The 25,718-nt window shown below is 59.2% G+C and carries 21 protein-coding genes; 9 read left to right on the plus strand and 12 right to left on the minus strand.

All coding sequences use genetic code 11. The features are described 5' to 3' along the window. The first annotated feature begins 56 nt into the window (after window positions 1-56). Window positions 57-1,211 (plus strand): acyl-CoA dehydrogenase family protein, encoded by a 1,155-nt coding sequence (locus DHB74_RS06370; RefSeq protein ID WP_136869897.1) that lies wholly within the window; start codon window positions 57-59, stop codon window positions 1,209-1,211. 56 nt (window positions 1,212-1,267) lie between these two features. Here DHB74_RS06370 and DHB74_RS06375 read toward each other — a convergent pair whose 3' ends face one another. The 3 genes from DHB74_RS06375 to DHB74_RS06385 are packed head-to-tail and all read right to left on the minus strand — an operon-like array spanning window position 1,268 to window position 4,570. Further along, window positions 1,268-2,224, minus strand: a complete 957-nt coding sequence (locus DHB74_RS06375; protein ID WP_136869896.1) for an alpha/beta fold hydrolase — start codon at window positions 2,222-2,224, stop codon at window positions 1,268-1,270. 34 nt (window positions 2,225-2,258) lie between these two features. Continuing rightward, complete coding sequence (locus tag DHB74_RS06380) at window positions 2,259-3,074, minus strand: SDR family NAD(P)-dependent oxidoreductase (RefSeq protein ID WP_051611276.1); 816 nt, start codon at window positions 3,072-3,074, stop codon at window positions 2,259-2,261. A gap of 20 nt (window positions 3,075-3,094) precedes the next feature. Continuing rightward, entirely contained in the window at window positions 3,095-4,570 is a 1,476-nt protein-coding gene (locus DHB74_RS06385) for a flavin-containing monooxygenase (protein WP_136869895.1), read from the minus strand. 76 nt (window positions 4,571-4,646) lie between these two features. On the opposite strand from DHB74_RS06385, the gene DHB74_RS06390 reads away from it, so the two are divergent. Further along, a complete protein-coding gene (locus DHB74_RS06390) occupies window positions 4,647-5,252 on the plus strand; it encodes a TetR/AcrR family transcriptional regulator (RefSeq protein WP_136869894.1) in 606 nt (201 codons plus the stop codon). A 69-nt stretch (window positions 5,253-5,321) separates the two neighbouring features. Here the strand turns inward: DHB74_RS06390 and fadA are convergent, their stop codons facing one another. The 3 genes from fadA to DHB74_RS06405 all read right to left on the minus strand — a co-directional run bounded on the left by fadA (window position 5,322) and on the right by DHB74_RS06405 (window position 9,361). Beyond that, window positions 5,322-6,497 (minus strand): acetyl-CoA C-acyltransferase FadA, encoded by a 1,176-nt coding sequence (gene fadA, locus DHB74_RS06395; protein WP_036992284.1) that lies wholly within the window; start codon window positions 6,495-6,497, stop codon window positions 5,322-5,324. A gap of 30 nt (window positions 6,498-6,527) precedes the next feature. Then, window positions 6,528-8,675 (minus strand): fatty acid oxidation complex subunit alpha FadB, encoded by a 2,148-nt coding sequence (fadB, locus tag DHB74_RS06400; protein WP_280165590.1) that lies wholly within the window; start codon window positions 8,673-8,675, stop codon window positions 6,528-6,530. A 239-nt stretch (window positions 8,676-8,914) separates the two neighbouring features. Then, window positions 8,915-9,361 (minus strand): hypothetical protein, encoded by a 447-nt coding sequence (locus DHB74_RS06405; RefSeq protein ID WP_036992286.1) that lies wholly within the window; start codon window positions 9,359-9,361, stop codon window positions 8,915-8,917. Between the two features lie 115 nt (window positions 9,362-9,476). Here DHB74_RS06405 and DHB74_RS06410 point away from each other — a divergent pair, with 115 nt between their 5' ends. After that, window positions 9,477-9,920 carry a universal stress protein gene (locus tag DHB74_RS06410; protein WP_036992287.1) on the plus strand — a complete coding sequence of 148 codons (444 nt, stop codon included), beginning with the start codon at window positions 9,477-9,479 and terminating at the stop codon, window positions 9,918-9,920. 60 nt (window positions 9,921-9,980) lie between these two features. Here the strand turns inward: DHB74_RS06410 and DHB74_RS06415 are convergent, their stop codons facing one another. Continuing rightward, entirely contained in the window at window positions 9,981-11,900 is a 1,920-nt protein-coding gene (locus tag DHB74_RS06415) for an ATP-binding cassette domain-containing protein (RefSeq protein ID WP_499161044.1), read from the minus strand. 173 nt (window positions 11,901-12,073) lie between these two features. Between DHB74_RS06415 and DHB74_RS06420 the strand changes: the two genes are divergently transcribed. Then, on the plus strand, window positions 12,074-14,020 hold the full coding sequence (locus DHB74_RS06420; protein ID WP_169304620.1) for a transglycosylase SLT domain-containing protein: 1,947 nt from the start codon (window positions 12,074-12,076) through the stop codon (window positions 14,018-14,020). A gap of 66 nt (window positions 14,021-14,086) precedes the next feature. Here DHB74_RS06420 and nfuA read toward each other — a convergent pair whose 3' ends face one another. Then, on the minus strand, window positions 14,087-14,671 hold the full coding sequence (gene nfuA / locus DHB74_RS06425; protein WP_036992289.1) for a Fe-S biogenesis protein NfuA: 585 nt from the start codon (window positions 14,669-14,671) through the stop codon (window positions 14,087-14,089). Between the two features lie 250 nt (window positions 14,672-14,921). Between nfuA and metH the strand changes: the two genes are divergently transcribed. The 5 genes from metH to DHB74_RS06450 all read left to right on the plus strand — a co-directional run bounded on the left by metH (window position 14,922) and on the right by DHB74_RS06450 (window position 22,719). Next, a complete protein-coding gene (gene metH / locus DHB74_RS06430; RefSeq protein WP_136869892.1) occupies window positions 14,922-18,614 on the plus strand; it encodes a methionine synthase in 3,693 nt (1,230 codons plus the stop codon). A gap of 2 nt (window positions 18,615-18,616) precedes the next feature. After that, window positions 18,617-19,966, plus strand: a complete 1,350-nt coding sequence (locus tag DHB74_RS06435) for an MATE family efflux transporter (RefSeq protein WP_235833949.1) — start codon at window positions 18,617-18,619, stop codon at window positions 19,964-19,966. A 19-nt stretch (window positions 19,967-19,985) separates the two neighbouring features. Beyond that, entirely contained in the window at window positions 19,986-20,219 is a 234-nt protein-coding gene (locus DHB74_RS06440; protein ID WP_036992292.1) for a DUF2970 domain-containing protein, read from the plus strand. A 363-nt stretch (window positions 20,220-20,582) separates the two neighbouring features. Then, window positions 20,583-22,241, plus strand: coding sequence for a nitrite/sulfite reductase (locus DHB74_RS06445; RefSeq protein WP_036992293.1), 1,659 nt, complete (start codon window positions 20,583-20,585; stop codon window positions 22,239-22,241). Next, window positions 22,225-22,719 carry a DUF934 domain-containing protein gene (locus DHB74_RS06450; RefSeq protein WP_036992294.1) on the plus strand — a complete coding sequence of 165 codons (495 nt, stop codon included), beginning with the start codon at window positions 22,225-22,227 and terminating at the stop codon, window positions 22,717-22,719. The genes DHB74_RS06445 and DHB74_RS06450 overlap by 17 nt, the downstream gene beginning before the upstream one ends. Before the next feature lie 245 nt (window positions 22,720-22,964). Here DHB74_RS06450 and DHB74_RS06455 read toward each other — a convergent pair whose 3' ends face one another. From DHB74_RS06455 to DHB74_RS06470, 4 genes are all read right to left on the minus strand, one after another. Then, window positions 22,965-23,816, minus strand: a complete 852-nt coding sequence (locus DHB74_RS06455) for a PhzF family phenazine biosynthesis protein (protein ID WP_136869891.1) — start codon at window positions 23,814-23,816, stop codon at window positions 22,965-22,967. Window positions 23,817-23,938: 122 nt separating this feature from the next. Next, a complete protein-coding gene (locus DHB74_RS06460; protein WP_136869890.1) occupies window positions 23,939-24,472 on the minus strand; it encodes an AAA family ATPase in 534 nt (177 codons plus the stop codon). A gap of 18 nt (window positions 24,473-24,490) precedes the next feature. Beyond that, the gene (locus DHB74_RS06465) at window positions 24,491-25,081 is read right to left on the minus strand and encodes a GNAT family N-acetyltransferase (RefSeq protein WP_136869889.1); all 591 of its coding nucleotides are present in this window, start codon (window positions 25,079-25,081) and stop codon (window positions 24,491-24,493) included. 205 nt (window positions 25,082-25,286) lie between these two features. Next, on the minus strand, window positions 25,287-25,673 hold the full coding sequence (locus tag DHB74_RS06470) for a DUF5655 domain-containing protein (RefSeq protein WP_412917664.1): 387 nt from the start codon (window positions 25,671-25,673) through the stop codon (window positions 25,287-25,289). Window positions 25,674-25,718 lie beyond the last annotated feature (45 nt).

The raw sequence follows: 25,718 nt of genomic DNA on the forward strand, positions 1-25,718 counted from the left end.
CCGGGTGACGGATCTCTGGATAACCAGCCTGCCGGGCAGGCTACTGAGGAGAGCATATGATTCGTGATCCGGAAACACTGCAGATTCTGCTGGATTCCATCCATCAATTCGTCAATCAGGAATTGATTCCCCGGGAACATGAAGTCGCCGAGACCGACAGCATTCCCGCGGATATCGTCCAACAGATGAAGGACATGGGCTTGTTCGGTCTGACCATCCCCGAGGAATACAACGGGCTGGGCGTGACCATGGAAGAAGAAGTGAATATCGCCTTCGAACTGGGTCGCACTTCTCCCGCGTTCCGTTCCTACATCGGCACCAACAATGGCATCGGCTCCATCGGCATCCTGCTGGATGGTACCGAAGAGCAGAAAGCCCATTATCTGCCAAAGCTGGCCGCCGGTGAGTACCTCAGTTCCTTCTGCCTGACCGAGCCCGATTCCGGTTCCGACGCCGCCTCACTGAAGACCACTGCCGTGCGCGACGGTGATGACTACGTGATCAACGGCACCAAGCGCTTCATCACCAACGCCCCGCACGCCGGTATCTTCACCGTCATGGCCCGCACCAATCCCGAGATCAAGGGCGCCGGCGGCATCAGCTCCTTTATCGTCGAGCGCGGCACGCCGGGTCTGACCGTCGGTAAACCGGATCAGAAGATGGGCCAGAAAGGCGCCCATACCGCCGATGTGATCTTCGAGAACGTACGGGTGCCGGCCGCCAATCTGATCGGCGGCAAGGAAGGCGTCGGCTTCAAGACCGCCATGAAGGTACTCGACAAGGGCCGCCTGCACATCGCCGCACTGGCCGTTGGCGCCGCCGAGCGGATGCTCGCCGATTCGCTGCAGTACGCCGTCGAACGCAAGCAGTTTGGTCAGCGCATTGCCGACTTCCAGCTGATCCAGGGCATGCTCGCCGACAGCAAGGCCGACATCTATGCCGCCCGCTGCATGGTGCTGGACGCCGCCCGCAAGCGTGACGAGGGACGGAACATCAGTACCGAAGCTTCCTGCGCCAAGATGTTCTCCACCGAGATGTGCGGCCGGGTCGCCGACCGCGGGGTGCAGATCCACGGTGGCGCCGGTTACATCAGCGAATACGCCATTGAGCGGTTCTACCGCGATGTGCGCCTGTTCCGTCTGTATGAAGGCACGACGCAGATCCAGCAGGTCATCATCGCCCGCAACATGATTCGTGACGTCCAGGGCTGAGTAGCCCTATAGCGATCAAACCGGAGCCAAGCTCCGGTTTTTTTATGCCTGCAGAGTCAAGCGAGTGGCGCTGCCTGCAGGCTCCGCCGCACAAAATCGGTGGTGAGATCCGGCTGGGTCAGCGGCAGCATATGCCCACCATCAATCAACTCCAGCTCCACACTTGGCAGCCGCTCGACCATGGCTTGGCCTTGCTCCTGCGGATCAAGAATCCGGTCGTCACGTCCATACAGAATCCGGATCGGCAACTGCAGATCGGTATACCGCTGCTGCATCTGCGGCAGCACTTCCTCCAGCGCCACCAGATCCCGTGACGCCGCCACGAAATGGCTGGGTCGCAGCCCCAGCGCCCCGCCTCCCCTGATTGGAAAATCTGCAGGTACCGCCTCCGGCCCGAATACGATATCCAGCACCTGCTTGCGCCGACGAATAGCCATGGGCACCATCAATGTCCAGGCGAACAGCTTGCGCAGCCAGGATTGACGAATGGCCAATGCAGCAAAAGCTGACGAGGGGCCACCGGGAGGCATATGGGTCAGCGGCGCGATCAGCGCCAACCCGCGTAGCTTTTGCGGATGGCGCAGCGCTGTGGCCAGGCACACCGCTCCGCCCAGCGAGTGGCCGACCAGCAGGGGCTTATCCAGTTTCAGCGCATCGATTAACCCCGCTATCACATCCGCCTGGACCACCACAGACGCAGAGGCATGATCCGGCCGTTCCGAATAGCCACTGCCGGGCCGATCGATCGCCACTACCCGGTAATCCCTGGCCAGCTCGCCGAGCGTCCGGTAGGAGAAGTTCTGCGATACTCCGCTCAGGCCATGCACCAATAACAGGGTCTGCGCGCCATGACCCTGCTCGATATAGTGGATACGGTTGCCCATGATGGTGATGAAGCGCCCTTCTGCAGGCAAGCCCAGCTCCACCCGGCGGGCAGTCATGACAGTGAAAATAAACAGCCCGGCCGCGACCAGCACCACCAGGCAGAACAACGCAATCAACAGATATCCCATGTGCGTTTCACTTCCTTTTCATTGTACGTTGTCATCAGCGCTGGGCACCGGGCATTCTGGGCAATAGCCGCCAATAGCTGACCGGCATCAAGCGCTCCAGCCAGGACAATATCAGCGCATCGTTACCGACAATCACGCGCGCTTTATCCCGCACAATTCCCTTGAGAATGATTTCCGCTGCCTTGGCTGGCGGCATACGCAGTAACTTGGCCGCACGGTCCAGCTGGATTTTCCGCTCATGTTCGCAGGCGCCTTCAGGCCCTCTGGCGCTGGTCGCAATCGAAGTGGCAATCCCACCTGGATGTACCACCGTTACTCCCACCGGGCTGCCGGCCAACTCCTCGCGCAACGCATTGGAAAAGCCCCTCACGGCGAACTTGCTGGCGCAGTAGGCGCTTTGCCCAGCAGGTGCGATCAGCCCGAACAGGCTGGATACATTGACGATACGCGCCGCTGGCCGTTGTCGCAGCAGCGGCAGAAAGGCCCGCGTCATGCAAACCACCGCATCGAAGTTGATTGCCATCAGCCAATCGAAATTCTCTACCGATAGCTGATCGAAGTGCCCGCCAAGGGCCACACCCGCATTGTTGATCAGCAGGTCCACCTGCCCATGGCCGGCGATAACCTGTTCGGGTAAAACCGCGATTGCACTTCGATCTGCTACATCAAGCGGGTGCTCGGTGACGTTGACGCCACTATGTCGTGCTTGCTCCGCTGTTTCACGCAGGTTGTTGGCATTGATATCCACCAGCGCCAGATGGCAACCCTCACGAGCCAGTGCCAGAGCCAATGCTCGACCAATCCCACTGCCCGCCCCCGTCAGTACCGCTATACATCCCTGGATTTTCATATTTGGTTTTCTTGTTGGTTTTATTGAAGTTGCAACACGCCGTCATCCAGCTTGCCGTACTGAATAACATACTTGTCCGCCAGGTAGTTCTGACTCACCTGCCAGCATGGCCGATCACCCTGTTTGGGTAGTATCTCTGCAGCGCGCTGCACATAGCCGGAGGTGAAATTCAGAAACGGCAGCTCCGCCACCGCCGGATCACGGGGCGCCACCGCTATACGCGCACCTTTCTTGTCCATGTGGCGCAACAGCCGGGCCATGTAATTGGCGGTCAGTTCCGCTTTCAGCGTCCAGGATGCGTTGGTATAACCGAAGGTAAGAATCAGGTTCGGTACATCGCTGAGCATCATGCCCTTGTAGGCCATGCAGTCACCTGGGTTGACCGTTTTGCCATCCACCAGCACCTGCACATCGCCCATGCTGTTCAGCTTCAACCCGGTCGCGGTCACGATAATGTCCGCTTCCAGCTCCTGTCCGGAGCTGAGCTGTATGCCCTGGGCAGTAAAATGGTCGATGGTATCGGTGGCAATGTCGATCTGCCCGGCGCGGAGCATGTGGAACAGATCACCGTCCGGCACGGCACACACCCGTTGATCCCAGGGGTTGTAGCTGGGCGAGAAGTGCTTGATGTCCACCGCCGAACCGAGCTGGCGTTGCAGCAAATGCAACAGATAGGCCCTGACCCGTTGGGGCTTGTTGCGGGCGAGCCGGTAGAAGTACTGACCGAGCAAGACGTTCTTCCAGCGGGTCAGATGGTAGGCCAGCGGCAAGGGCAGCCAGCGTTGCAGTCGCTGGGCAACCCCATCCACCAATGGCCGGGAGACGACATAGCTGGGTGAACGTTGCAGCATGGTCACCTGCGCGCCCTGCTCGGCCAACGCCGGCACCAGGGTCACCGCCGTGGCGCCGCTCCCGATAACCACCACGCGCTTACCCCGGCAATCCAGATCTTCCGGCCAGAACTGCGGATGGATGATCTGCCCGGTAAACTCCGCCTCGTTGGGAAACTCGGGACGGTAGGCCTCGTCGTAGCTGTAATAGCCCGAGCAGAATGACATGAAGCGCGCCTGCAACTGCTCATCGCGCTGCCTGCCAGCGGCGTCGGTTACCCGAACGAGCACCGTCCACAAGGCCTGCTCACTGCACCAGCTGGCCGAGACCACCTGATGACCAAAGCGGATGTTATGAGTAACGCCCGCCTCGTCAGCAATATCCTCGATATAACGCTTGATATCTGGCCCATCAGCTATTGCCTTGCGCCCGACCCAGGGCTTATAGCTGTAGCCTAAGGTATACATGTCCGAGTCCGAACGAATCCCCGGATAACGGAACAGATCCCAGGTTCCACCAATGGCCTGTCGTCGTTCGAGAATCAGATAACGTTTGTCCGGGCATTTGTCGATCAATGCCCGAGCGGCGCCGATACCGGATAGACCAGCCCCGATAATCAGTACATCCAGCGGCGCTGGTTGGAATTGTTCTTGTAATTTATTCATGCTGAGCATCCCTGAAGCCTGTTGACAATCTATATTGTCAGCTATGATCTGACAATCTTAATTTTCAGAACAGATCATGACTGCAGACACCACAGGCAAACGCTACCGGGGATCGGCGACAGCGGAGCGGCGTGCGCTGCGCCGCCAGCAGCTGATTGATGCCGCCACCGAAGTCTATGGCGAGCATGGTTACCGTCATTCAGGCGTAAAACAGGTGTGTGAAGCGGCTGGCCTGACCCAACGTTACTTCTATGAATCCTTCAACCACAGTGATGAGTTGCTGCTTGCCTGCTATGAACAGGCCACGCGGCGTTTGCGCGAACGCAACCTCGCCGCTGCCAAGGCGGCAGGCGATGACCCAGTGGCGCGCAGCCGCGCCATGCTTGGCAGTTATTTTCAGGCATTGAAAGATGAGCCGAATGTGGCGAGATTGCTGCTGGTGGAGATTCGCGGCATCAGCCCGGCAGTGGACCAGGCTATCGAAGATGCGCTGCGCGCCAGCACCCATGACATGACCCTGGCACTGGCAAAACCCGGTCAGCAGTTCGACCGCATGCTCCAGGCAGGTATTCTGGGTGGCGTCATCCACATCGCCCTGTACTGGATGGCCAGCGGCTATGCCCAGCCGGTGGAGGTAGTGACCGAGACCACGCTGAAGATCGGCGCGGCCCTGCTGCAATAAGCCCAGAAACAACTACCCCCGCCATGGGCGGGGGTAGTTGTTTGGATCAAGCTGAAACAGCTCGAGCGATCAGACCCGTTCGAAAACGGTAGTGATGCCCTGACCCAGACCGATACACATGGTCGCGATACCAACGGTACCGTTGTTCTGCTTCATCACGTTCAGCAGGGTGCCGGAGATACGCGCACCGGAACAGCCGAACGGGTGACCCAGGGCAATGGCGCCGCCGTGCAGGTTGACCTTCTGGTCCATCTGGTCGAGCAGTTTCAGATCCTTGAGCACCGGCAGAGCCTGCGCCGCAAAGGCTTCGTTCAACTCGACATGGCTGACGTCATCCATGGTCATGCCAGCGCGCTTGAGCGCTTTCTTGGTCGCGGGAACCGGACCATAGCCCATGATCGACGGATCACAACCGGCGACAGCCATGGAACGGATGACCGCCAGCGGCTCCAGACCCAGGGCCTTGGCGCGCTCGGCAGACATGACGATCATGCAGGAAGCACCATCGGTAATCTGCGAGGAAGTACCCGCCGTCACCGTGCCACCTTTCGGGTTGAACGCAGGACGCAGGGCGCCCAGGCTTTCCATGGTGGTTTCCGGGCGGATGGTTTCATCCTCGGTGAACACCCGCAGGAAGCCGTTCTCGTCGTGGCCTTCCATCGGGATGATTTCATCCTTGAAGTTGCCCTCGACGGTGGCCTTGTGCGCCAGCTGGTGCGAACGCACACCGAACTGATCCTGCTGCTCGCGGGTAATGCCGTGCATCTTGCCGAGCATTTCCGCGGTCAGACCCATCATGCCGGCAGCCTTGGCGGCATACAGCGACAACGCCGGGTTCGGATCAACGCCGTGCATCATGCCAACGTGACCCATGTGCTCGACACCGCCGATCACAAATACATCACCGTTGCCGGTCATGATGGCCTGGGCGGCGGTGTGCAGTGCGCTCATGGACGAACCACACAGACGGCTGACGGTCTGGGCGGCACTGGTGTGGGGGATCGGGGTCATCAGCGATGCCATACGGGCGATGTTCCAGCCCTGCTCCAGGGTCTGGTTAACACAGCCCCAGATAACATCTTCAACTTCTGCCGGATCGATTTTCGGGTTACGCGCCAGCAGACCAGTGATCAGCTTGGCTGACATGGTCTCGGCACGGACATTGCGGTACATACCACCCTTGGATCGGCCCATCGGCGTGCGGCCAAAGTCGACAATTACAACGTCTCTTGGATTGAGGCTCATAAATTCACTCTCGCTCTGTACGTTCCGCGGTTAACCGAAGAATTTCTTGCCGGTGGCAGCCATTTCACGCAACTTTTCAGTCGGGTGGTACATGGGGCCAAACTCAGCGTATTTGTCAGCAATGGCCACAAACTCGGCCAGACCAATGGTGTCGATATAGCGCAGCGCGCCGCCCCGGAAGGGAGGGAAGCCAATGCCGTAGATCAGGCCCATATCGGCGTCGGCAGCGGACTCAACAATGCCATCTTCCAGGCAGCGAACGGTTTCCAGGCACAGCGGAACCATCATGATCTCGATGATTTCTTCATCGGTCAGCTCACGCTGTTCCTGCACGATAGGCTTGAGCAGCTCGTAGGCCTCGGCATCGACAACCTTCTTCGGCTTGCCCTTCTTGTCCACTTCGTAGGCATAGAAGCCCTTGCCGGTCTTCTGACCCAGGCGGTTGGCTTCATACATGACGTCGACCGCGGTCTTGGTCTTGTCTGCCATACGATCCGGATAACCTTCGGCCATCACGTCACGGCCATGGTGACCGGTGTCCATGCCAACCACGTCCATCAGATAGGCCGGGCCCATGGGCCAGCCGAATTTTTCCATGATCTTGTCGACGCGCTGGAAGTCGGCACCCATACCGATCAGACGGGCAAACCCGCCGAAATACGGGAACAGTACGCGGTTGACCAGGAAGCCCGGGCAGTCATTGACCACGATCGGCGTCTTGCCCATTTTCTTGGCGTAGGCAACGGTGGTAGCCACGGCCTTCTCGCTGGACTTCTCGCCACGGATCACCTCAACCAGCGGCATCATGTGTACCGGGTTGAAGAAGTGCATACCAACGAAGTTTTCCGGACGCTTCAGCGCCTGGGCCAGGTAGGTAATGGAGATGGTCGAGGTGTTGGAGGCGATGATCGCGTCTTCGCGTACGTGCTGCTCCACTTCGGCCAGAACGGCGTGCTTGACCTTGGGGTTCTCGACGACCGCTTCGACCACGATATCAACGTTGCCGAAATCGCCGTAGGACATGGTCGGGCGAATGGCATTCAATGCCGTAGCCATCTGCGCAGGCTTCATCCGGCCCTTCTCGACGCGCTTGCCGAGCAGTTTGGCGGCTTCGTCCAGACCCAGCTGGATGCCTTCCTCGCGGATATCCTTCATCAGGATCGGCGTGCCCTTGGAAGCGGACTGATAGGCGATACCGCCACCCATGATACCCGCGCCCAACACCGCAGCCAGTTTCACGTCGCCAGCTTGCTTGTCGTACTTCTTGGCCTTGCTCTTGAGCGCCTGATCATTCAGGAACAATCCCACCAGCGAGGCAGCCACAGTGGTCTTGGCCAGCTTGGCGAAGCCAGCAGCCTCAACTTCCAGAGCCTTGTCGCGGCCATGGTTGGCGGCTTTCTGGATGGTCTTGATCGCTTCAACCGGCGCCGGGTAGTTCGGGCCAGCCTGACCGGCAACGAAACCCTTGGTGGTTTCGAAAGCCATCATCTGCTCAATGGTGTTGAGCTTGATCTTTTCCAGCTTGGGCTGACGCTTGGCGCGGAAATCCAGCTCACCGGCAATGGCGCGGCGCACCATGTCCAGCGCCGCATCACGCAGCTTGCCATCGGCAACCACAGCGTCCACAGCGCCCACTTTCAGCGCATTGTCGGCACGCTGTTCAGCGCCACCGGCAATCCATTCAACAGCGTTGTCCACACCAATCAGACGCGGCAGGCGGACGGTGCCACCGAAACCGGGATAGATACCCAGCTTGGTTTCCGGCAGGCCGATCTTGGTGCTCTGCGCCATGACGCGGAAGTCGCAAGCCAGACACATTTCCAGACCACCACCCAGCGCCAGGCCATTGATGGCAGCGACTGTGGGTACGTTCAGGTCTTCGAAAGCATTGAAAATGCGGTTGGTTTCCAGGTTGGCAGTGACCAGCTCCTCTTCGGACAACTGGAAGGCCTGGACGAATTCAGTGATGTCGGCACCCACGATGAAGACATCCTTGCCACTGGTGACAATGACGCCGGTGATGCTGCTGTTGGACTGGATGCTGTCAACGGCCGCCTTGAGCTCGGCGAGGGTGGCCTGATTGAACTTGTTGACCGACTCGCCCTGCAGATCGAACCGCAGTTCGGCGATGCCGTCTTCAAGGATTTGAACCGTGATGGCTTTACCTTCGTAAATCATCAACTGATCTCCACGCTGTGAAAGCAGATGAGAAAACACCACCCAGCCGTTCTGCCGGACGGTGTCATGATAGTTCCCGACTACACTGGAATGATGCCTGACCAGGCAAAATTCATACGCTCGTTTGATTCGGGTACGCACACCTTCATGGAAAACCGCGCCATTGTCAATCTGCCACATTGGCATGACAGCAAAAAAACGGCGACAAGCTGCCCGGCGTCAGATATCAGCGATGGCGCTCAGGCTGCCCGAGCCTCCGCTTTCAGCGGCGCCAGCGCGGCGACAAGCTGGTTCAGTACCGCCGCATCATCCGGCTCTCGCCAGTACACCACTACCGACAGGCTTTGCCGATCAATACCACGAACCTGCGGTGGCAGTTGGCCCAGCACTTCCAGGCACCCCGGCGTTGCCGCCGAGCCGTTCAGCCACGACCAATTACCGTCGGCATCGCGGCGGCAACTGAATTCTCGGTCCAGTGGCGCGCGCTCCAGGGGCATACGGTAGGCAATACAACCCTCCAGCTGGTTCACCCGTTGTGCCTCTCGCAGCCACTCAACGGCAAAGCCGCAGCGTCTGGCCTGCTCGCGCAACCGGTGCAGATGACGCTCACGGCCACGCGGTAGCAGCTTCGCCAGATTGGAAATCAGGATTGCCGCTACCAGGCCGACTATTACCCAGGTGATCATCGGTTTTTTTCCCCATTCGGGTGAAGAATCAAGTATTTGATCGGCCTTCAGTCATTCACTGTAGACCTCCAGCCAAAGACTGCTAAGATCAGCGAAAAGCAAGGAGAGAACCCGCATGCTCTACTCACATGTGCTGGTCGCGGTTGACCTGATCGACGAATGTCGCGCCGTGGCGGATCACGCCCGACAACTGGCCCAGGCACTGGATGCCAAGCTGACCATTGTCCACGTCGTTGAACCCTTGGCCATGGCCTATGGCGGCGACGTTCCCATGGATCTGTCCATGTTGCAGCAACAGCAGTTCGAGCAGGCCCGCGAACGCATGCAACTGTTTGCCGGCGATTTCGGTCTGCCCACCGAACAGCTGCAGATCGCCTTCGGCCATCCCCGTCAGGAAATCCACCGCGTGGCGACTGAATACGGTTGTGATCTGATCGTGGTCGGCAGCCATGGCCGTCACGGGCTGGCGCTGCTGCTCGGCTCCACCGCCAACGACCTGCTGCACGGCGCCCCCTGCGATGTCATCGCTGTGCGCCTGCACAAGAAAGAAGCCAGCTGACACCCCGCCACCTCGCACAAATAACAAGGGCGCCGATTCCCGTAGGAACGGCGCCCTGGCTTAACCCTCCATATCCTCCAACTCAGCCCAGCGCTCCAGTGCCTGGTCCAGCTCGCCCTGTTTGCTCTCCAGAGCCGCGAGTACAGGCGCCGTCTGTTCGTGGGCCTGCAGATAGAACTCGGGATCGCTGACCTGCTGCTGCAAGGCTTCCAGTTCCGCCTCCAGCTTTTCCAGCAGCGCCGGCAAGGCATCCAGTTCCCGCTGCAACTTGTAGCTCAGCTTGGTCTTGGTTTTTGCCGCTGGCGCCTTGGCCGGTTCAGGCTCGACCGCGGACTCGGTCGGAGCTGGCGACTCGCTTACATCGTCGCCCCACTCCGCCAGCAATTCGACCTTGCCGCCCTGGCGCAACCAGTCCGCATAACCACCTACATACTCACGAACGTTGCCGTGGCCCTCAAACACCAGGCTGCTGGTGACCACGTTATCCAGGAAGGCCCGGTCGTGGCTGACCAACAGCACGGTGCCATCGAAACCGGCCAGCACTTCTTCCAGCAATTCGAGGGTTTCCACGTCCAGGTCGTTGGTCGGCTCGTCCAGTACCAGCACGTTGGCCGGCTTGCTGAACAACCGCGCCAGCAGCAAGCGCGCCCGCTCGCCACCGGACAGGGCCTTGACCGGCGTGCGCGTACGCTCGGGCGAGAACAGGAAGTCGCCCAGATAGCTGATCACATGCCGGCGCTCGCCATTGATCTCGATGAAATCGCGCCCCTCTGAAAGGTTGTCGATCACTGTCTTTTCCAGATCCAGCTGGCCACGCAACTGATCGAAGTAAGCCACTTCCAGCTTGGTACCGTGCTTGATAGTGCCGCTGGTGGGCTCGAGCTGGCCGAGCATCAACTTCAGCAAGGTACTCTTGCCGGAGCCGTTGTTGCCGATCAGACCGATACGGTCGCCACGGATGACATTGGTACTGAGGTTGCGCACCAGCGGGCGCTGACCCGGCCAGGCGAAATTGACCTGATCCAGCTCGATGACGCGCTTGCCCGAGGCATCGGCCGTTTCCATCTGGAAACTGGCTTTGCCCTGACGCTCGATGCGCCGAGCGCGCTCATCGCGCATGGCCTTGAGCGCCCGCACGCGACCTTCGTTACGGGTCCGCCGGGCCTTGATGCCCTGGCGGATCCATACTTCTTCCTGCGCCAGCTTCTTATCGAACAGCGCATTGGCCGTGGCTTCGGCGGCCAGCTGCTGCTCCTTGTGTTCGAGAAAGCTGCGGTAGTCGCCCTGCCAATCGATCAACTGGCCGCGATCCAGCTCCATAATGCGCGTGGCCAGCGCCTGCAGGAACTGACGGTCGTGGGTGATGAACAGCACTGCACCGCGAAATTCCAGCAGTACCTGTTCCAGCCAGGCAATGGTGTGGATATCCAGATGGTTGGTCGGCTCATCGAGCAGCAGTACATCCGGCTCACCGACCAGCGCCTGAGCCAGCAGCACCCGGCGACGCCAGCCGCCGGACAGCTCGGCCATGGTCTTTTCCGCCGGCAGGCCCAGGCGCGTCAGGGTGGTTTCAACCAGTTGATTCAGGCGCCAGCCATCCTTCGACTCGAGCTGACCCTGCACTTTCTCCAGCTGCGCCAATTCCGCCTCGCCCATCTCGCCATGTACCAGACGGTGATACTCGGCCAGCAGCTCGCCAACGCCTTCGAGGCCAGCAGCCACAACGTCATATACCTTCATCTGCCCCGCTTCGGGCAATTCCTGAGGCAGCTGGCCGATTTTCAGCCCCGGCGCGAACCACAGCTCGCCCTCATCCGCCGGCTGTTCGCCGGTAACCAACCGGAACAGGCTGGACTTGCCAGCCCCGTTGCGGCCGATCAGGCAAACCCGTTCACCACGATCGAGTTGGAAGCTGACCTTGTGGAGCAACGGATTCAGACCGTAGGCCAGGGAAACATCGGTAAAGGAAAGCAGCGCCATATAACACCTTTTGAGCAATCAGGCCGGCATTCTACCTGCCGCCGACCACAGCTGCATGTTTATTGCCGCTCATGGCTTTGAAGCCTCTCGGCAAACGGCTAAGCTGGAGAGCACCAGCCCACGACGGGCACCTTCGAAAACAGAGCCTTGCGCCCACCCGGGCAGGATGGTCAATGCGTCATATCGTGAAAAAACATTTTGTCAGATCCACCGGCCTGCTGTGCAGTTTGCTCATGCTGGCCGGCCTGCCGGTGCAGGCCGATCGTCTCAGCGACCAGCGGCTCCAGTACGATCAAGCCCAGAGCGCTCTGGCGCGGGGCGATCACTCGCAGTTTCAACGCCTGAAAGCAAACCTGAGCGATTACCCCCTCTATCCCTACTTGCTGCTGGAATCCCTGCGCAAGCGCCTCGACCACGCGCCGCATCAGGAGATCGAGCAGTTCCTCACCGCCCATGGCGACCTCCCTGCCGCCCGCGGCTTGAAACAGAACTGGCTCCAGCGTCTGGCCAAAGAGCAGGATTGGGAGCGGCTGCGTCGGCATGTGGATGCCGACTCGCTCACCGCCGAGCTGGAGTGCCCGCTGGTCATGCAGATGTGGCGTGAGGGCCGTACCGAGCAGGCCATGCAGCGTACCCGCGAACTCTGGACCGTGGGCCAGTCCCAGCCGAATGCCTGCGATCCGCTGTTCCAACGCTGGATGACTGCAGGTGGCCTGACCGAGGATATCGCCTGGGAGCGCATACGCGAAGCCCTGCTGTATCGCCAGGACGGCCTGGCCAAGTATCTGACGCGATATATGCCGAGCCAGACCGCACTGGCAGAACGCTTCGTCGCCACTGCCAGCGACCCCAAGCTGCTCAATCAATTCAGCCGCTACCAACCGAGCGCCAGCCAGCCGCTGGACAAGCTGACCGAGATGGTTACCGTCGCCCTGCGTCGCCTCGGCCGGGATGCCCCTGACGCAGCCCTCGCCCTGTGGCCGCACTATCAGCAGTTGCCGTTCACCGAGGAACAACGTCTGGCGCTGACCCGGGACATAGGGGTGCGGCTCGCTCGCCGGCATCAGCCGGAAGCGCTTCCCTTCATGGCCGCCAATGATCCGCAGATGAAGGACGACACCATCACCGAATGGCGCGCCCGGCTCGCCCTGCGCACCGGCCGTTGGAACGCCGTGCAGGATCTGACGCGCAGCATGCCCGACCATCTGCAGCAGCACAGCCGCTGGCGTTACTGGCAACTGCGCAGTGCTCAATTGGCCGACTCGGATACCGGCGACCTGCTGAGCGACTATGCGCAACTGGCAGGGGAAAGGGATTTCTACGGTTTTCTGGCAGCCGAGCGTAGCCGTCAGCCCTACGCCACCAATCACCAGCCGGTGCCCATCGAGCCGCGCGCCGCCGCTCGGGTTCAGGATACTGCCGGTATTATTCGCGCCCGGGAATTCTTCGCCCGTGGCGAGTATGTGAATGCCCGCCGCGAGTGGTACCACGCCGAGCGTCTGTTCAGCCGCGAGGAACTGATCGCCCAGGCCGCGCTGGCACGTCAGATGGATTGGTACTTCCCGGCGATTCGCGGCATCAGCAAGGCGCAGCACTGGGACGATCTGGAGATCCGCTTTCCGCTGGCCTATCGCGATCCCATTATCGAACAGGCGCGGTTACGCCAGCTCAATTCGAGTTGGGTGTATGCCATTACCCGCCAGGAAAGCGGCTTCATGACCGACGCCCGCTCCCATGCCGGCGCCCTGGGACTGATGCAGCTGATGCCGGCCACTGCCCGGGAAACCGCTCAGCGTTATGGCATTCCGCTGGGTAATACCAATGATGTGCTGCTGCCCGAACGCAATATTGCCCTGGGTACCGCTTACCTGTCCCAGCTATACAATCTGTTCGAAGGCAACCGGGTGCTCGCCTCGGCCGCCTACAACGCCGGCCCCGGACGCGTACGCCAATGGACCCGCGACATGCCGGCCTTGCCTTCGGATATCTGGATCGAGACCATCCCCTTCGACGAGACCCGCAACTATGTGCAGAGCGTATTGACCTATGGGGTGATCTACGGCGAGAAACTGGGAATAAAACAGGCGGTGATGGACCAGCACGAACGCTACGTGGAATAGCGTAATAGATAAGTCGATAAGCCGGGGTGTAGCTCATCTGTGCTACACCCCGGTACACGCTGCTACTTAGTAGTAGGCGTTTTCCTTGACCGAGTGGTCGGTCACATCACGTACCCCGTTGAGCTCGGGAATCCGCGCGACCAGAGTCTTCTCGACACCTTCTTTCAATGTCACGTCGACCATGCCACACCCTTGGCAACCACCGCCAAACTGCAGCACAGCGATACCACCCTCGACCACATCGATCAGCTTGATTTCACCGCCGTGGCTGGCCAGGCCGGGGTTGATCTCGGTCTGCAGCAGGTAATTGATGCGGTCATTCAGCGGGCTGTCATCATTGACCATGGGCACCTTGGCGTTGGGCGCCTTGATGGTCAGTTGGCCGCCCATGCGATCAGTGGAATAATCAACAACTGCGTCTTCCAGGAAAGGCTCGCTGGTAGCATCAACCCAGACGCGGAAAGCCTCCAGGGCGATCACGGTATCTTCGGGCTTTTCTTCACCAGGCTTGCAATAGGCAATGCAGGTCTCCGCGTAAGGCGTACCGGGCTGGGTGATGAATACCCGAATACCGATGCCGTCGGTGTCCTGCTTGGATAACAACTCCGCCAGATAGCTCTGGGCAGCCTCGGTAAGGTGAATGCCTGCCATGAAATGCCTCGTGTTCGATGACTTGATGCGACATAGTGTACGGGATACCCGGCCGCGAATAAAGTCCCACTGTTTTACTTGGTTATTATTCACAAAGCCCCCATCCAGGCAGTCGGGCGCTGCTCAGTGCCAGCCCGGATATGACTATCTGCTTGAATCAAATGAAAGATGCCCTTGAGTTCCTTTCATTCAGTGCTCCGCGACCTTCTGGTAGACTGGTTGGCTTTATCTACCCTGTTCCGGAGTCTTCATGTCTGACCTGACCACCCGCCTGGCCGCTCTGAATGATGCTTTGCGCCAGCGCATTCTGATTCTCGACGGTGGTATGGGCACCATGATTCAGAGCTTCAAACTCGAAGAAGCCGATTTTCGTGGTGAACGCTTCGCCGATTGGCATCGGGATCTGAAAGGCAATAACGACCTGCTGATCCTGTCGCGCCCGGATGTGATTGCCGATATCGAGCGCGCCTATCTGGACGCCGGCTCGGACATCATCGAAACCAACACCTTCAACTCCACCCGGGTTTCCCAGGCCGACTACGGCATGGAAGAGCTCGCCTACGAGTTGAACCTGGAAGGCGCTCGAATTGCCCGCCGGGTTTGTGATGAGAAGACCGCTGAGACCCCGGACAAGCCGCGCTTCGTTGCCGGCGTACTGGGGCCAACCAGCCGCACCTGCTCCCTGTCACCTGACGTCAACAACCCGGGTTACCGCAATATCACTTTCGATGCGCTGGTGGAAAACTACAGCGAGGCTACTCGTGGCCTGATCGAAGGCGGCGCTGATCTGATCATGATCGAGACCATCTTCGACACGCTCAACGCCAAGGCGGCTATCTTCGCCGTGCAAGGCGTATTCGAGGAGCTGGGTGTGGAGCTGCCGATCATGATCTCCGGCACCATTACCGATGCTTCCGGCCGCACGCTCTCCGGCCAGACCACTGAAGCCTTCTGGAACTCGGTGCGCCACGCCAAGCCGATCTCCATCGGCCTGAACTGTGCGCTGGGCGCAAAAGAACTGCGCCCCTACCTGGAAGAGCTGTCCGCCAAGGCTGACACCTACGTCTCCGCGCACCCCAACGCCGGCTTGCCCAACGCCTTCGGGGAATACGACGAAACCGCCGCACAGACCGCCGAGCTGGTGGCCGAGTTTGCCGAGTCCGGCTTCGTCAACATCGTCGGTGGCTGCTGCGGCACCACGCCCGAACATATCCGCGCCATCGCCGAAGCGGTCAAGCATATCGCTCGTCGGCAGATCCCGGATATCCCCAAGGCTTGCCGCCTGTCGGGCCTGGAGCCCTTCACGATCGATCGCAACTCATTGTTCGTCAACGTCGGTGAGCGTACCAACATCACCGGTAGCGCCAAGTTCGCCCGGTTGATCCGCGAGGACAATTACACCGAAGCGCTGGAAGTCGCGTTGCAGCAGGTGGAAGCCGGCGCCCAGGTCATCGACATCAATATGGACGAGGGCATGCTGGATTCGAAGAAGGCCATGGTGACCTTCCTCAATCTGATCGCGGGCGAGCCGGACATCTCCCGGGTGCCGATCATGCTCGACTCTTCCAAGTGGGACATCATCGAAGCCGGTCTCAAGTGCATCCAGGGCAAGGGCATCGTCAACTCCATCTCCATGAAGGAAGGCGAAGAGCAGTTCCGTGAGCACGCGCGCCTGTGCAAACGCTATGGCGCCGCTGTGGTGGTGATGGCCTTTGACGAAGCTGGCCAGGCCGATACCGCAGCACGCAAACAGGAAATCTGCAAGCGCTCCTACGACATACTCGTTAACGAAGTCGGCTTTCCGCCAGAAGATATCATTTTCGATCCGAACATCTTCGCCGTGGCCACGGGTATCGAGGAGCACAACAACTACGCGGTGGACTTTATCGAGGCCTGCGCCTACATCCGCGACCACCTGCCCCATGCGTTGACCTCCGGTGGCGTGTCCAACGTGTCCTTCTCGTTCCGCGGTAACAATCCGGTGCGCGAGGCGATCCACTCGGTATTCCTGTACTACGCCATCCAGAACGGCCTGACCATGGGAATCGTCAACGCCGGCCAGCTGGAAATCTATGATCAGATTCCGCTGGACCTGCGTAACAAGGTCGAGGATGTGATCCTCAACCGCCACCCCGGCGCCACCGAGGCCCTGCTGAACATCGCGGAGGACTATCGCGGCGACGGCACGGTGAAAGAGGTCGAGAACGAGGAATGGCGCAGCCTGCCGGTGGACAAGCGGCTGGAGCATGCGCTGGTCAAAGGCATCACCGCCTTCATCGTCGAGGATACCGAAGAAGCCCGCCAGCAAGCCACGCGACCGATTGAGGTCATCGAAGGCCCGCTGATGTCCGGCATGAACGTGGTCGGCGACCTGTTCGGCTCGGGCAAGATGTTCCTGCCCCAGGTGGTCAAATCCGCCCGGGTGATGAAGCAGGCCGTAGCGCACCTGATCCCCTTCATCGAAGAGGAGAAAGGCGACAAGCCCGAGGCCAAGGGCAAGATTCTCATGGCCACGGTAAAAGGTGACGTACACGATATCGGCAAGAACATCGTTGCCGTCGTGCTCGGCTGTAACGGCTACGACATCGTCGACCTGGGCGTGATGGTACCCGCGGACAAGATCCTCAAGACCGCCATTGAAGAGAAGTGCGACATCATCGGCCTGTCCGGCCTGATCACCCCCTCGCTGGACGAGATGGTCCATGTCGCCCGGGAAATGCAGCGCCAGGATTTCCACCTGCCACTGATGATCGGCGGCGCCACCACCTCCAAGGCGCACACCGCAGTGAAGATCGACCCGCATTACAAGAACGATGCGGTGGTCTATGTCACCGACGCCTCCCGTGCGGTGGGCGTGGCGACCACTCTGCTATCCAAGGAGCTGAAGCCGGACTACGCGCAGAAGACCCGCGACGAGTACGCGATGATCCGCGAACGTACCGCCAACCGCGCAGCGCGTACCGAGCGTCTGAGCTACGAGAAGGCCCTGGCCGCTGCTCCGCAGTTCGACTGGACGGAGCATGCGCCGGTACAGCCAAGTTTCCTTGGCCGCAAGGTGCTGGAAGACATCGATCTGCGGGTGCTGGAGCAGTACATCGACTGGACGCCCTTCTTCATCTCCTGGAACCTGGCAGGCAAATACCCGCGCATTCTCGAGGATGAGGTCGTCGGTGAAGCAGCCACCTCGCTGTTCAACGACGCCCAGGCCATCCTGCGCAAGCTGATCGACGAGAAGCTGATCCGCGCCAAGGCGGTGTTCGGCTTCTGGCCGGCCAACCAGATCGACCATGACGATATCGAACTGTATGACGAACAGGGCCAGCCGATCAGTCGGCTGTTCCACCTGCGCCAGCAGACAGTCAAGACCGACGGCAAGCCGAACTTCTGCCTGGCCGATTTCGTCGCGCCGAAGGACAGCGGCGTCACCGATTATGTCGGCGGCTTCATCACTACCGCCGGCATCGGCGCCGAGGAAGTGGCCAAGGCTTACCAAGAGGCCGGCGACGATTACAACTCGATCATGGTCAAGGCGCTGGCTGACCGTCTGGCCGAAGCCTGTGCAGAATGGCTGCACCAGCGGGTGCGCCGCGAGTACTGGGGCTATGACCCGGAAGAGAATCTGAGCAACGAAGAACTGATCAAGGAGCAATACAAGGGCATCCGCCCTGCCCCCGGCTATCCTGCCTGCCCGGATCACACCGAAAAAGGCACGCTGTTCGAACTCCTCGACCCCGAGAACAACAGCGGCGTAACGCTCACCGAGCACTACGCCATGTTCCCGACCGCAGCGGTCAGCGGCTGGTACTTCGCCCATCCCAAGGCGCAGTACTTCGCCGTTGGCAAGATCGACAAGGATCAGGTGGAAAGCTACAGCAAGCGCAAGGGGCAGGACCTCGACATCACTGAGCGCTGGCTGATGCCGAACCTCGGCTATGACGTCTGATATTGGGTAAGCGTCGAATCCAGCTACTGCCCAGCCGGGACCGTTTCAAGAATATTACTCTGCTGGGCTTGCCAATCGTGGGCGGCATGCTCAGCCAGAGTGTGCTGAATCTGGTGGATGCCGCCATGGTCGGCTCCCTGGGTGAAGCGGCGCTGGCGGGTGTCGGACTGGGCGGCTACGCCAATTTCATGATCATCGCACTGGTCATGGGGCTTGGCGTGGGAGTTCAGGCCACCGTGGCCCGTCGACGCGGTGAAGGCCGCAACGAAGCGATCGCCGCACCACTCAATCATGGGCTGTTCATCGCCGCCCTGCTATCCCTGCCACTGATGCTGTTGTGCTGGTTCAATGCTGAGCAGATCATCGCTCTGCTCAGCAAGGACGCAGATGTCATCGCCATCGGCAGCGAGTATTTCCAGTGGCGCACCCTGGCGGTCATCGCCGTGGGCTGCAACTTCGCCTATCGCGGCTATTGGAATGGTATCCGCCAGACCGGGCGCTATCTGCAGATCCTGGTGGTCATGCACCTGTTCAACGTGGTCATCAGTTATGGGTTGATCTTCGGTCATTTCGGCCTGCCGGAAATGGGCGCTGCCGGTTCTGGCCTGGGCACCACCATCGCCATGTTCCTGGGCACCGGGATGTACTTCCTGCTGACCTGGCACACCGGCCGCCGCCATGGCTTCATGCGCAGCCTGCCGAGCCTGACGGACATTCGCTTCATGCTGCGCCTGTCCCTGCCCAATTCCCTGCAGCAGTTCTTCTTCGCCACCGGCGTCACGGCCCTGTTCTGGATCATTGGCCAGATCGGTACCGCAGAACTTGCCATCGGCCATGTGCTGGTCAACCTGGCGCTGCTGTTGATCCTGCCCGGCGTCGGCCTGGGTATGGCGGCCACCACGCTGGTCAGTCACAGCCTCGGCGAGCAGCGCCCAGAGGAAGCCTACCGCTGGGGTTGGGATGTGGTGCGAGTGGCGGTAATCACGCTGTTCATCATGGGCCTGCCCTTCTGGTTGGTGCCTGAACTGATACTGCAGGCATTTACTCGAGACCCGGAATTGATCGCCCTGGGCACCTGGCCATTACGCATTACCGGACTGGGCATGACCCTGGACGCCGTCGCCCTGGTGTTGACCCAGGCGCTACTGGGGGCCGGTGCCAGCCGGACGGTGATGAGCGTGAACCTCGGCAGCCAATGGTTGATATTCCTGCCCTGCGCCTACCTCGCCGGCCCCATTCTTGGCGGTGGATTACTCGCGGTGTGGTTGTTGCAGAGCCTGTATAGGGTCATGACTTCTGTTATCTTTGCCATAATGTGGCAACGCAAACACTGGGCTGATATCCGGATCTGATCCAACAGGCGAGACAGCGATGACCGATAAAAAGAATGATGACAGGAACGCCCCGCCACGGATGCGCCGGCGGGACATGATCAGCACCATCCTGTTCGGTGCCCTCGGGGTTCAGAGTAACAAGGCCAGGGAGCGGGACTTCAGCCACGGCAAGCCAAGCCACTTCATCTTCTTCGGGCTTGGCTTCATGCTGGTGTTCATCCTGGCGCTGGTGGGTATCGTGATGCTGGTGACCCGTATCGCCGGCTCGTGACAGGGCAGCCTAGTGTTGGCTGACCCAGAACACCGCAGTCGCCACAGCGATCAGGATCAGCGCCACTGCCGCAAAGGCATCGAGGCCACTGTTTTCGTCACCGCCGGTGTGGGTTTCATGGTCGTCCATACGGGTATTCCTCTTGTTTTTGAAATGGGAATGTTCTGCCGGTACAGTTAAGCCCACCCCGCGCAAATGCACAAGTAACAGCGGGATTGGACTCCGTTATTCGATCTAAGCATATAAATAAACATTCCTTTTAAGCATAAAGAAAAACTGATATCGTCTCCGCGCTTCCTGGGCCATGCCGGGTTGTGCTTCCGTAGTCACGGGCAACAGAGTGCCCTACAACAGGTTGTCAGAATGTATATTTACGACGAGTATGATCAACGCATCGTCGAGGACCGCGCCAAGCAGTTCCGCGATCAGGTACGCCGCTACCTCGCTGGCGAGTTCTCCGAAGCGGAATTCCTGCCCCTGCGCCTGCAGAACGGCTTGTACATCCAGCGTTACGCTCCGATGCTGCGCATCGCGGTGCCCTATGGGGTCCTGTCATCCGAGCGCCTGCGCAAACTGGCATACATCACCCGTCGCTATGACAAGGGTTATGCGCACGTCACCACGCGCCAGAATATTCAGCTGAACTGGCCAAACCTGGAAGAAGTACCGGACATTCTCCAGGAGCTGGCATCGGTACAGATGCACGCCATCCAGACCAGCGGCAACTGTATACGTAACACCACCACCGACCAGTTTGCCGGTGTCGCCGCAGACGAGCTGATCGACCCGCGCCCCTGGTGCGAGATCGTCCGCCAGTGGTCGACTTTCCACCCCGAGTTCGCCTTCCTGCCGCGCAAGTTCAAGATCGCCATCAACGGCGCGAAAGAAGACCGCGCGGCTATCGGCGTACATGATATCGGCCTGAACGCCGTACGCAACGAGGCTGGTGAGCTGGGCTTTCAGGTGCTGGTTGGCGGCGGCCTGGGGCGTACGCCAATGGTCGGCGCCGAGATTCGCGCCTACCTGCCCTGGCAACATCTGCTGACCTACCTGGAAGCTATCCTGCGTGTCTATAACCGCTATGGTCGTCGGGACAACAAGTTCAAGGCCCGTATCAAGATTCTGGTCAAGGCGCTCACCCCCGAAGTCTTCGCCGAGAAGGTCGAAGCCGAGTGGTTGAACCTCAAGGATGGCACCGCCACCGTGACTGACAGCGAACTGCAACGGGTAAGCAAATACTTCGTCAGCCCGCAGCTGGAAAGCTTCGCAGGTGATGATGCCAGCTACCTGGACAAGCGCCACAGTGACAAGGGCTTTGCCAATTGGGCCAGCCGCAATGTGCATCCGCACCGTGCTGCCGGCTATGCCGCCGTAACCCTGTCGCTGAAACCCAATGCCGTGGCGCCTGGTGATATCACCGCCGAGCAACTTGAGGCCGCCGCCGACCTGGCCGAGCAGTACAGCCAGGGGGAGATTCGCTCCACTCACTATCAGAATCTGGTACTGCCTTACGTGCAGCAGAAGGATCTGTACGAGCTGTGGCAGAAGTGCCGCGCCGTGGGCTTCGCCACGCCGAACATCGGCCTGCTGTCGGACATGATCTGCTGCCCTGGCGGCGACTTCTGCTCGCTGGCCAACGCCAAGTCGATTCCGATTGCCGAGTCCATCCAGGCCCAGTTCGACAATCTCGACTACCTGTATGACATCGGTGACCTGGAGCTGAACATTTCCGGCTGCATGAACGCCTGTGGCCACCACCACGTTGGCCATATCGGCATTCTCGGTGTGGACAAGAAAGGTGAGGAGTTCTACCAGGTATCGCTGGGTGGCAAGTCCGGCCGTGATGCGGCCATCGGCAAAATCCTCGGCCCCTCCTTCGCCGCGGTCCAGATGCCCACTGTGGTGCAGAAGCTGATCGACGTTTATATCGAGAATCGCACCCCGGAGGAGCGCTTCATCGATACCTACGAGCGCATTGGTATGGCCCCGTTCAAGGAGCGCGTGTATGCAGCAGATAATTAAGGGCAACCAAGTCGTTCCGGACACCTGGGAAATGCTGACCAAGGATGCCAGCCTGGAACAGCTGACCAACTCCGGCGACATCATCGTGCCGCTGGCCATGTGGCTGGAACACGCCCATGCCCTGAAAGCACGGGATGGCCGCCTGGGTGTGTGGCTGGATGCCGATGAAGAAGCCGAAAGCATTGCTGATGGCCTGGAGCATTTTGCGGTTATCGCGCTGAACTTCCCGGTCTTCAGTGACGGCCGCAACTACTCCAACGCACGGCTGCTGCGCGACCGCTACGGCTACCAGGGCGAACTGCGTGCCATTGGTGACGTACTGCGTGACCAGCTGTTCTTCATGCACCGCTGTGGCTTCGACGCCTACGCCCTGCGTGAAGACCATGATCCGCATGCTGCACTAGCCAGCCTGAACGACTTCTCCGAGGTTTATCAGGCGGCCACTGACCAACCGCTGCCATTGTTTCGGCGACGCTGATCAGATAAAAAACCGGACGCATCAGCGTCCGGTTTTTGTTTGCCTGTCCATTACAGCCACATCACACCCGCCCCCTCACGAGACAAGCGCCTCAGCGAAATATCAGCATCATTACTGCATTCCAAAAGGTTGAGCTTACTTCGTGGCCTCGAACGAAGCATGGTATGCAACCTCTCCAACAGGGAGTGCGCCGCCGAAGATAATGACCTGGAAGTACTCGGCAGGTCCCCCCGGATGATGCTCACCTATATCTGAATTTCACCGGCAACGCAGGTCACAGTGGCTCCTCCCACCCAAACCGTATCATCTGCGCTTTGTTGGATACTAAGTCGGCCTTCACACCCAAGCCGTGTTCCCTGACTCACAAGATACGGTGCAGTCGCACGCCCGGTTGCGATGAGCCATTCAGCGAGTGAGGCGTTGAGGCTGCCCGTCACGGGATCTTCTACCATGGCGCCCTGCTGGTTCCTGAAAAGTGCGCGCACCTCGAAGGCACACTCCGAGCCCTGCGGATAAGGACCAACAAGGCCAATATCCAGACTCTCGCTGCCGGAGTAGCGGCTGAAATCCGCCTCGATGGCCAGAACGGTAGCCGCATCCTCAAGCAATACCCCAACCCACCCTGGCCCGTTGTCAGCCCACGCGGTATCGACAATCTGGCTGCGATCAATACCCAAGACAGCAGCCAGCTGTTCTGTATAGGCAGCATCGACCTGTCCCGAACGCAAAAGCGGTGGTGCAGCAAAAGCCAGTCCTTCGGCGGCCCGTTTGATCGATACCAGGCCGGCTCCGCATTCCTGAACAATCAGATCCTGCTGCTTCGGCTGGATTCCGGAACTGAGCCAAGCGTGACAGCTACCAAGCGTCGGATGCCCCGCGAATGGCAACTCGTGCGTCAATGTGAAGATGCGAACCCGATAGTCGGCCGACGCATCACGAGGCGGCAAAATAAACGCCGTCTCAGACAGGTTCATCCAGCGCGTAATACGCTGCATCTCCTCGGTGGATAGCCCTTCGGCATCCAGCACAACAGCAAGTGGATTTCCAAGAAACGGCTTTGCCCCGAAGACATCGATTTGTTGAAAGCATCGTTTCATCAGTCAATTTCCCTTGATTCCTGAAACCTTGATCCCATGTTAAATCAAGACGCATGCCCTCCGCTTACACGGATACAACGTTTGAGGCAAGCAGCCCGCCGAGACACGACAACAGCGCCTGGTTAGGGGTTATTTACACGCTGCAGGATGAACGATACACGCTCATCAACTTTGCCGCGTGGGACTTCTACCATCTCGTAACCCCATTCCGAATACCACTTTCTCATACCTTCAAAAACCCTTACGGACTCCTCAAGGTCTTGGTCGCGCTCTGAGTCTGTAGCGTAGATTTCTTGCCATGGAGGAAGCAAAAACACAACGCCGTTGTATGGAAACTGCTGAACGTAATGCGAAATTTCATGACGCGTTAACGCGCTCTCCGCATCAAGCATGTACAGCGCGTCTAGCACCCCACGATCAAAGAACACGGTATGGTCGTAGGCACCTGTTTCCCGATATTTATCAATATCCGAACGCAGGATCTCCAGGGCGAAAGAGTCCGGATCTGGCCGAGGTGTTAGCCCTGCCGCCAACCGTTCCTTGATTATCCTACGGGCCGACTCCGGCACGACGTGATACCCACGCTCCGCCAGGGCACTCAGCGTCGTGGTTTTGCCACCACCGGGACCGCCGGTGATTACGAATCGATGGTTCATTTCACCCTAACGCCGCTGCTATCGCGTGCTTGTCGCATGCGTTGTTTGGTGATGCTGTGTTGAATGGTCACTTACCAGTCGCCCATACATCGCCGAATCAGAGACGACTCCATTGACCTCCCAACGCTGTCTTAGTAGACCTTCTCGGGAAAAACCGAGCTTTTCTAGCGCTTTCGCGGAAGACAGGTTGTCTGGATCGATCTCTGCTTCAATTCGCCGAAGACCTAATGAGTTGAACCCATACTGTACTAACGCTTCTCCTGCCTCACTAATGTAACCCTGTCCCCAACAAGAACGACCCAAACCAAAACCGATCTCGGCACGTTTTGATTCTTTGTCGTAGCTGAACAACATGCATTTGCCAACCAACTCACCCGTAGACTTCAGATACACGCCAAGTATAAGCGCTTCTTGACGCTGCATTGAGTCGTTGCTCTCATTGATGAAGCCAAGAGAGTCCTTGATTTCTGCCCAAGCCGCAGTATTCCAATACCGCATAACCTCAGGGTCAGAGAAAATCTTCAGCAGGCTCTCCGAGTCATCAATTATCAAAGGCTTAAGTATTAATCGCTTGGTTTCAATAACAGGGAAAAACAATTTCTGGGACATTCATTCCTCCATTCTGCGCATAACGCTTGGCACATGTCCCGCAGCGCGGCGGAAAAGCGGTTACCGTGGCGCCGCTTTTGCGTTCTTTGCAAAAGGTGTGACACGGCGATTGCGTGCCTTTGGAACGCCTTGTTAGGGTGAATACTCCTGTTGCACTTCAACTTGGACAATGAGCGGATACTCCTATTTCGCTTCAAACTAGAAACTACACGGCGCTTTCCCAAGCATTCCGCAACCAACGGCGGACTTGCTCGTCGATTTCATTTTCTCGGTACAACTCCAAGTGATGTGTAAAGCGCTTCGGCCCAACCGCTGTGACCTCCTTCCAACGCGAGGAGCTATCCGGATGCGAGAAGGATAGCGTAAGAACGAGTGGCGCGGTAAAGGGACTCTTGAGGTACTGCCCTGGAATCCATACCAACGCAAAATTTCTCTTTCTACGAAATGCAATCTGGCTTTTTGAGACTCGAACCGTTGCATCTCCCAGCTGATCCACCTCGCGCGAAATAGCGTTGAAGAGCCGCTTTGAGACACTTCTACCCTGAAAGAAGTCATTGATACTCTGGTCTGACAAGCTCAAAACCTCATTCATTGCGACGTAGGAGCGCCGGCCGCTAACGCCACGTACAACGGCGGC

The organism is Pseudomonas sp. G11-1, from assembly GCF_024031555.1.
GTDB classification, from domain to species: domain Bacteria; phylum Pseudomonadota; class Gammaproteobacteria; order Pseudomonadales; family Pseudomonadaceae; genus Halopseudomonas; species Halopseudomonas bauzanensis.

Bases quoted from the DNA above. Each gene is read 5' to 3' on its own strand.
- DHB74_RS06385 (WP_136869895.1), bottom strand. From the start codon at position 4,570: ATGAATAAATTACAAGAACAATTCCAACCAGCGCCGCTGGATGTACTG.
- nfuA (WP_036992289.1), bottom strand. From the start codon at position 14,671: ATGGCAGGCATTCACCTTACCGAGGCTGCCCAGAGCTATCTGGCGGAG.
- DHB74_RS06445 (WP_036992293.1), top strand. From the start codon at position 20,583: ATGTATATTTACGACGAGTATGATCAACGCATCGTCGAGGACCGCGCC.
- DHB74_RS06460 (WP_136869890.1), bottom strand. From the start codon at position 24,472: ATGAACCATCGATTCGTAATCACCGGCGGTCCCGGTGGTGGCAAAACC.
- DHB74_RS06390 (WP_136869894.1), top strand. From the start codon at position 4,647: ATGACTGCAGACACCACAGGCAAACGCTACCGGGGATCGGCGACAGCG.
- DHB74_RS06410 (WP_036992287.1), top strand. From the start codon at position 9,477: ATGCTCTACTCACATGTGCTGGTCGCGGTTGACCTGATCGACGAATGT.
- DHB74_RS06465 (WP_136869889.1), bottom strand. From the start codon at position 25,081: ATGTCCCAGAAATTGTTTTTCCCTGTTATTGAAACCAAGCGATTAATA.
- fadB (WP_280165590.1), bottom strand. From the start codon at position 8,675: ATGATTTACGAAGGTAAAGCCATCACGGTTCAAATCCTTGAAGACGGC.
- metH (WP_136869892.1), top strand. From the start codon at position 14,922: ATGTCTGACCTGACCACCCGCCTGGCCGCTCTGAATGATGCTTTGCGC.
- DHB74_RS06370 (WP_136869897.1), top strand. From the start codon at position 57: ATGATTCGTGATCCGGAAACACTGCAGATTCTGCTGGATTCCATCCAT.
- DHB74_RS06415 (WP_499161044.1), bottom strand. From the start codon at position 11,900: ATGGCGCTGCTTTCCTTTACCGATGTTTCCCTGGCCTACGGTCTGAAT.
- DHB74_RS06440 (WP_036992292.1), top strand. From the start codon at position 19,986: ATGACCGATAAAAAGAATGATGACAGGAACGCCCCGCCACGGATGCGC.
- DHB74_RS06405 (WP_036992286.1), bottom strand. From the start codon at position 9,361: ATGATCACCTGGGTAATAGTCGGCCTGGTAGCGGCAATCCTGATTTCC.
- DHB74_RS06470 (WP_412917664.1), bottom strand. From the start codon at position 25,673: ATGAATGAGGTTTTGAGCTTGTCAGACCAGAGTATCAATGACTTCTTT.
- DHB74_RS06455 (WP_136869891.1), bottom strand. From the start codon at position 23,816: ATGAAACGATGCTTTCAACAAATCGATGTCTTCGGGGCAAAGCCGTTT.
- DHB74_RS06380 (WP_051611276.1), bottom strand. From the start codon at position 3,074: ATGAAAATCCAGGGATGTATAGCGGTACTGACGGGGGCGGGCAGTGGG.
- DHB74_RS06420 (WP_169304620.1), top strand. From the start codon at position 12,074: ATGCGTCATATCGTGAAAAAACATTTTGTCAGATCCACCGGCCTGCTG.
- DHB74_RS06450 (WP_036992294.1), top strand. From the start codon at position 22,225: ATGCAGCAGATAATTAAGGGCAACCAAGTCGTTCCGGACACCTGGGAA.
- fadA (WP_036992284.1), bottom strand. From the start codon at position 6,497: ATGAGCCTCAATCCAAGAGACGTTGTAATTGTCGACTTTGGCCGCACG.
- DHB74_RS06375 (WP_136869896.1), bottom strand. From the start codon at position 2,224: ATGGGATATCTGTTGATTGCGTTGTTCTGCCTGGTGGTGCTGGTCGCG.